General features: G+C 62.3%; 1 pseudogene. It reads left to right on the plus strand.

The features are described 5' to 3' along the window. Positions 1-85: 85 nt before the first annotated feature. Positions 86-2,963, plus strand: a pseudogene (locus BGIM_RS55450) (hypothetical protein); the annotation flags it as partial.

Consider the following 2,963-nt stretch of genomic DNA (forward strand, 5'->3'; position numbering starts at 1 on the left):
GAAGCGATAGAATCATCCCGGACTGACGACCGGGGCATCCCTCAATCCCCAATCCACTGTCAGTCACTCTCTCGACTCGGAAGTCATGCGTCTATCTATTCGCAATCTGGCAGGCAGCCTTCTCGCATCCGTTTTTCGCGGCACACCAACAGCCACCATCCGCAAGCGAGCCGGTTTGCTCGGTCACGCGATGGCGGAACTTGAGGAGCGCGTGGTGCCCACGCAGGCTCCCACCACAAGTGTCAGCTATGTCGCCTCTTCGCCGGTCAGTGTCTTCAACGATGATATCGCTTACGCTCAAAATATCTCGGGAGCCACTGTCCGCTTCTCTTCGGGATTTTCCCCGTCGGAAGATCGTCTTCTGTTCACCAATCCCACCGGGGCCTCGATCACTTCGTCATACGACGCAACCAACGGGATTCTCACGCTCAGCGGCACGGCTTCAGGCACGACATGGGGAAGTATTTTGCAGGGGGTAAAGTACAACAACATTTCGGCCGACCCAAGCAACGGCGACCGGACGCTCCTGTTTCAACTCGGCTTGGCGACTTATTCCCCCGACACGGGCCATTACTACCAGTTCATCAACACCGCCGGCCGGCCAAGCCTTTCCTGGTCATCCGCCGTTTCGGACTCCAGTTCCCGATTTGATCTCGGTCTCCAAGGTTATTTGGCGACAATCGGTTCGCAAGCGGAACAAGACTTCGTTAACTCTTTGGACGGGGGAGCGACCGCTTGGTTGGGCGGGAGTGATTCCGCTTCCCAAACCAATTGGCGCTGGAGGACGGGTCCGGAGGGAAATCAGAATGGGGGCCAAGGCTTGCTATTCTATTTTCCCGTGTATGACAACGGCGTGTTTGTGACAAACTCCAATAATGGCCAGTACAATAATTGGTCTTCAGGTTATCCGCTCGACTCCACCGGACCCGATTACCTCGCGGCTTCTGGAGCAAACGGCCAGTGGATTACGGTTGCCAGCGCCTACGCCACCACCGGCTATGTTGTTGAGTTTGGCGGCCTCGGCGCCACTCCCAGCTTTTACGACAGGGGATATGCCACGGTCCACGTGCTGGACCGCACCACCACTCCGACAGTCACATCCCCGGCGGCCGCGACGGCTGTCAACGCCCCCAGTTACGCCATCACGGGCGTCGCCCCGGCGAACAGTCTGGTCGGCGTGTACGCGGACGCCAACAACGACGGCGTGCCTGACAATCCCAACAGTCCCCTCGCCACACAGCAACTCAGCGGCGGTGCCACGGCGTATTCGATCAACACCCCGCTGACTCAAAACGCCGACAATAACTTCCTCGTCCTGGCCACCGCGTACTCGGGAGCCAACCCGTCGTTCGCGCAGGACGTGCCGACGATCACCGATGGCAACTACCCGACTCACCTCCGTCTGCGCGCCCCCGCCCAAGTGATGAACGGCGGCCTCTGGTCGGTCGGCGTGGACGCTCTCGACGCGAGCAACGCCGTCAACCCGAATGGCGCCGGATCCGTTGCCTTGGGGTTGAGCGCCGGGCCGGCCGGCGGCAAGCTGTCCGGCGTCACGCTGGCGCCGGTCGTGAACGGCACGGCCACATTCAACAATCTCTCGTTCAATCAATCGGGAACATATACGCTGTACGCCTCCGGCTTGGATGATCTGCCCGGGGTTAGTTCCGTCGTCACGGTCTCCGCGACAACGCATTTTGATCTGATCAGTGACTCGACCGACACGGCGGCCGGCCAGGGGTTTCTTTTCACCGTCAGGGCCCTCAACGCCCAAGGCCAGGTGGATGCCGGCTACCGGGGGACGATCCACTTCAGCAGCGCCGATGCGCAGGCGGGGTTGCCGGCCGATTATACCTTCACGGCCGGCGACAATGGACTCCGGACATTCGTCGTGACATTGAAGACGGTCGGCAAACAAACGATCTCGGTGGCGGACATCACCAAGCCCGCGGCCAAGAGCGTCAGCGAGGCCGTCAATGTCACTCCGGCGCTCGCGCAGACGCTGATCGTGTCCGGCTATCCGGCGGTTGATGTGCCGGGGGCCGCCCATCCAATCACGGTGACGGTCGTGGATGCTTTCGGCAACCGCATTACCAACTACCAAGGCACGGTTCGCTTCACCAGTGGCGACAGCCAGGCGATTTTGCCGGCCAATTACACGTTCACGGCCGACGACAACGGAACCCACAAGTTCAATGTCACGTTCAAATCGACGGGCGCCCAATCACTGACCGCCACCGACACCGTCAACAGTTCCATCACCGGCACGCAATCGGGCATTCAGGTCAACTCGCCGACGACGCATTTCCGCGTCACGGCGACGCCGACCACCACGACGGCCGGGCAATCTGTCAGCATCACCGTGACGGCGCTCAACGCCCTCGGCCAGCCCGACTCTCTCTTCCGCGATACGGTCCATTTCAGCAGTGCCGACGCGCAGGCCGGCCTTCCGGCCAATTACACATTCCTGCCCGGAGACAACGGCGCCCACACCTTCACGGTGACGCTCAAGACGGCCGGCAGCCGAACTGTCACCGTGGCCGACATCGCCCGGCCGACCATCAAGGCCGGCATCGGTTTTGTGGTCAAACCGGCGGCGGCCAGTTCCTTCCACGTCGCCAGCTACCCGGCGTCCACGGTCAGCGGCGCCACCCATAGCGTCGTCGTGACGGCTCTTGATGCCTTCGGCAATCTAGCCACCGACTATCGCGGGATGGTGAATCTGACGAGCAGCGACCCCCTCGCCGTGCTGGCGGCCAGCCACACGTTCACCGCCGCCGACAGCGGCGCCCATACGTTCACCGCCGCGTTGAAGACGCCGGGAACGCAATCGCTGACGGCCACCGACGCCGCAGTCGGCGCCCTGACCGGCGCCCAAACGGGGATCACCGTCACCCCGGCGACCACGCACTTCAGCGTCACGGGCGTCCCGGCGAAAACCACGTCTGGCGTCGCCCTCACCAGCG

Source organism: Zavarzinella formosa DSM 19928 (genome assembly GCF_000255705.1).
Lineage (GTDB): Bacteria > Planctomycetota > Planctomycetia > Gemmatales > Gemmataceae > Zavarzinella > Zavarzinella formosa.